This window comes from Roseiarcus sp., from assembly GCF_052145395.1.
Lineage (GTDB): Bacteria > Pseudomonadota > Alphaproteobacteria > Rhizobiales > Beijerinckiaceae > Roseiarcus.
On record NZ_JBKQOT010000312.1, the window covers coordinates 1 to 4,042 of the forward strand.

The window sequence follows — 4,042 nt, forward strand, 5'->3', positions numbered from 1 at the left end:
CCCCGAGCTTGCGCTTCAGCTTCTTGCGCAGTTTGCTGATATGGCTCTCGATCACGTTCTCGTCGACGTTCTCGTCGAACAGCCCGTAGACCGCGTTGAAGATCTGCGCCTTGGTGACGCGGCGGCCCCGGCATTGCAGCAGGAATTCCAGGATGCGGCGTTCTCGTCGCGGCAACGGAAAGGCCTCGCCGTCGAATTCGGGCTCGCGTCCGTCGAAATAGACCCTGAGGGCGCCGATCGCGACATGGCCCTTCTGGCCGTGGACCCTCCGTTTGATCGCGCCCACACGGGCGAGGATCTCGCGCACATGCACGGGCTTACGCACCACGTCGTCGACGCCGGAGGCGAACAGGCCGAGCGTGTCGTCGAGCGAATGGCGCTCGTTCAGGCAGAGCACCGGCGCATTGGAACGTTCGCGAATCATGCGCGACAGGCTCTCCCGCTCGCCGCAGTCGCCGATCAGGAACGCCTCCACGGCGTGCATATCCGTGTCGCTGATCTTGCCGATCCACTCGCGGAACTCGCCCGCCTCGATGCCGGCGGACGACACGCCCTCGTGGTCCAGACTCGTCGCGTAGCCGCCCGAAACAATGTCGCGATCGTCAATAATGATGTACATGCCCCAGCTCCGAAGGCCCCGTATGGAACGCCGATACTCGCTTTCTTACGCGTACGCCTTACGTATTCAGCACGCCGCTGCGGCTGTTAGACGGTCGGGTCGTCTCCCACAAAAGGTCAAAAGCCATCTTTCGACTTCGACCTCCGGTGAGCATGACGATTGATACCGATTGGCCCAACCTCTTTCCCGCATGAAGCTTCGACTTGCCGGGCTGGCCAGAAATGTACGAAGCTTATGTTTCTATGTATTCTCGCAATGGTTAACGCCGTCCTAACCGGTCGCGACTCGGCCGCCCTCCGCCCTCGGCGCGGCCCTGCGCCGCTGCTCGACGGTGTCCGACGCACGGACTGGAGGGCGCGCCCGGAAGCCGCCCGCCGTCTCGGCGCGATCCTCGCCGACCGTGGCGAAGTCGCCTACTGTGTGGGGAGACTGGACGAAAGGCTTGCCGGCGGCGGTCGAGCCGACGCGCGCGAAGTTTTGCGGATGCGCTGGACCAAGCTCCGCGACGCCTTCCGCTCCCTGCGCGACGGCAGGATCGGAGAAGGGTCGTTGGTGGCTTGAGGCTGAGGCTTATGCTGGCGCGCAGCATCCGCCTGCCGCGCCGCTTCGCCGCACGTATCGATGAGTCGGGCGGAGTGCGACGCGCCATGGCCGTCTGGCGCCCCGGGCTCCGTCTCGACGTTCGTCTGGTCGAACGGCCGCCGGCCTCGCGCTGAAGGCCCGCGCCCTGTTCGCGCTTCGGGCGCGCGCCTCCGGCATTCTGAATTGAGGGAGCGGCGGCGTCTCAGCCGTAGCTTTTCTCTTCGATGAGGGCCGATTCGAACAGCCGGTTGATCGTGAGCTTGAGCGCCGCCCGCTGGTCGTTGAGGGCGTAGACCGAGCGCGCAAGCGCGACGAAGCGCGGCCCGAATTCGCCCTGGCGCTCGCAGACGCGCAGCGCGTCCTCGACGTCCCACAGCTGCGCGTTGACCTCGGCGAGCCCGTCCGTCAGGACGTCCACGGCGCCGCCGACCACGCCCCCTTCTTGCGCCTCGGCCTCGAGCAGACGAAGCTCGCGCTCAATGTTGGCGCGCTTGTCCTCATCGATCATCCGCTCCCGCTTGATGCGCAAAATCGTGATGCGATCGACCACGTCGCCGATCGAACAGGGGGCGCGGGCCGCCTGCGCCGGACGCCGCGGCGCGAGCGTCTCCGACAGCGCGCCCGCCATGGCGGCGAACACCTCCGTCCAGGCGCCCCGTCTCGGCTGGCGGAAGAGCCGCATCGTCGGATACCAGGGCGAATCGTCGCGCTCGGTCATCCAGCGCCATTCGGCGTCGCTCTTCAGCGCGACCCAGACCGGCCGCGCCAGCGCGCCGGCGAGGTGGGCGACCGAGGTGTCGCAGGTCACGACGAGGTCGAGATGCGCCATCAGGGCGGCGGTGTCGACGAAGGCGTCCGGACCGGAATCGAAATCCTCGCCGGGCGTTTCGACCCGCATTGCCCTCGGCAGGCCGGCGAGTTGCTCCTCGCCGTAGCCCTTCTGCAGAGAGATGAGGCGGACGCCGGGAAGCGTACCGAGCGGCGCCGCCGCCGCAAGCGGAAAGGATCTGGCCCGGTCCGCCTCCGGATGCGGATTGCCTTGCCAGACCATCCCGACCTTGAACCCGGCCGGGCCGATCCGCTCGGCCCATCGCGCGGCGAGCGCCAGATCGGCCGAGAGATAAGGAGCCGTGGCCGGAACGGTTTCGAGGCTGGTGCGGAAGGCCCGCGGCAGGCTCGAGACCGCGATCTGGGCGTCGAACGATTCGTCGGGCGGCGTCTCGACGAGGCGCCCCGGGATCGTGGACTTGAGAAGCCGATGCAAGTTCGGCGGGCAGACGAAGGTCGCCTCGACGCCGGCCGCCGCCATCAGCGGCAGATACCGGACGAACTGGATCGTGTCGCCGAGCCCGTGGTCGTTCAGGACGAGCACGCGCTCCTGCCCGCTCCCCGGTCCGGACCAGGTCGGAAAGCGCTTGCCCAGCGCGTCGGCGAGCGACTTGCCAGAAAGCCAGCGGGCCTCGTAGCCTTCGAAGCCGCGCGTGAAGTCGCCGAGGGTGAGCAGCAGGCAGCCCTTTCCGGCGACGCCCTCGCGGCTGCCGAGCGCCTCGGCGGCCTCGAACGCCGCCAGCGCCTCGCCGTAGCGGCCGAGGTTGCGCAGCGCCAGCGCCTCGCCGCAGAGGGCCGCGGCGTAACCGGGCCGCAGGGCGCAGGCGCGGCGATAGGCCTTGAGCGCATCCTCCATCCGGTCGAGTTTCAGGAGCGCGTTGCCGAGGTTGATCGCCGCCTCGGCGAATTCGGGCCTGAGCGCGAGCGCGCGGCGCGCGGCCACGAGCGAGTCCTCGAGTCGTCCGAGTTCGCGCAGCGCGCCGGCGCGGCAGTTCCAGGCGTCGGCGTCGGCGGGCTTCAGCGCAACCGCCGCGTCGAAGGCTTCGAGGGCCTCGGCCGGGCGACGGAGCTCGACCAGCAGCTTGCCGGAGTTGGCGTGGGCGACGACGAGCAGCGGATCGAGGTCAAGGGCGCGGCGATAGAAGCGCAGCGCGGCCTCGGGCCTCCCCAACTCGCCGAGCATGTAGCCGCCCATGACGAGGGCGTCGGGCGAATCGGGCTTGAGGCGCAGCGCTGCGTCGAGACGCTGAATCGCGTCGCCGCGCCGCCCCGCCGCCCACAGGCGGCAAGCCTCCGCGTAGAGCGGATCGGCGTCGCTCGGCGGGTCGGGCGCGGGGCGTTCGGCGAGATTGGATCGGCGCATGGCCCACAGACTCGCCGTTTCTGCTTGCGCGGGCCTATCTCCGCTATCGGGCCGCCGCGAAACGCAGGCCGACGAAGGCCGCAAGCGACGCCGCGCTATAGGCGTTGACGACGAAGAGCCGTGCGAGTTCGTCCGGAGGCCAAGCCTCGAGCGGCGCGCCGAGGCGACCGAGAGCGAGGATGAAGGACGCATAGACGACCATGACAAGCACACGCGCCGTCGTCGCCTCGCGCCCGGAAAAGCCGACGACCGCGAGGGCGCCACAGGCGACGAGGAAGAGCTCCGCCCCCGACCCCGGCCCGAAGACCTTGGCCGCGAGGATCGTGTCGGCGAGGCCGACCAGCGGCAGCGCGACACGCGCGCCGTAAGGGAAGCGACGCGCGAGCCAGAGGATCGCCGCATAGAGCGGCGCAACGGCGAGAACCGCGAGCGACCGCACCGCGGCCTCCGGCCCGATGAAAGCCCAGATCGTGAGCGGATAGAGCGGCTTGTTGGTCAGGACCAGCCACGCAACCGACTCGCACACGGCTCGGAAGTCGGGTTAACGACGGGTTGGCGGCTAATTTATCTTGACTGCAGGGTGTGATTCCCTGGGCGGCCGATTCGCATGAGGCCGCCCATGAAGACGACAGCCGAGTTTAGCGCCGACG

Annotated in this window: 4 protein-coding genes; 1 reads left to right on the plus strand and 3 read right to left on the minus strand. The window is 68.9% G+C overall.

What is annotated here, in order from left to right; genetic code table 11:
* Positions 1–619 (minus strand): response regulator transcription factor (locus tag ACLP25_RS10520; protein ID WP_442469143.1); only part of this gene is annotated, 619 nt, incomplete at its 3' end.
* 255 nt (positions 620–874) lie between these two features.
* On the opposite strand from ACLP25_RS10520, the gene ACLP25_RS10525 reads away from it, so the two are divergent.
* The gene (locus ACLP25_RS10525; protein WP_442469144.1) at positions 875–1,180 is read left to right on the plus strand and encodes a hypothetical protein; all 306 of its coding nucleotides are present in this window, start codon (positions 875–877) and stop codon (positions 1,178–1,180) included.
* A gap of 223 nt (positions 1,181–1,403) precedes the next feature.
* Here the strand turns inward: ACLP25_RS10525 and ACLP25_RS10530 are convergent, their stop codons facing one another.
* Together ACLP25_RS10530 and ACLP25_RS10535 are read right to left on the minus strand one after the other, a co-directional pair.
* On the minus strand, positions 1,404–3,392 hold the full coding sequence (locus tag ACLP25_RS10530) for a DUF6165 family protein (protein ID WP_442469145.1): 1,989 nt from the start codon (positions 3,390–3,392) through the stop codon (positions 1,404–1,406).
* A 43-nt stretch (positions 3,393–3,435) separates the two neighbouring features.
* Positions 3,436–3,918, minus strand: a complete 483-nt coding sequence (locus ACLP25_RS10535) for a hypothetical protein (RefSeq protein ID WP_442469146.1) — start codon at positions 3,916–3,918, stop codon at positions 3,436–3,438.
* Between the last annotated feature and the right edge of the window lie 124 nt (positions 3,919–4,042).

Excerpts from the sequence above, each read along its gene's own strand:
- ACLP25_RS10530 (WP_442469145.1), bottom strand. The coding sequence starts at position 3,392 with ATGCGCCGATCCAATCTCGCCGAACGCCCCGCGCCCGACCCGCCGAGC.
- ACLP25_RS10525 (WP_442469144.1), top strand. The coding sequence starts at position 875 with ATGGTTAACGCCGTCCTAACCGGTCGCGACTCGGCCGCCCTCCGCCCT.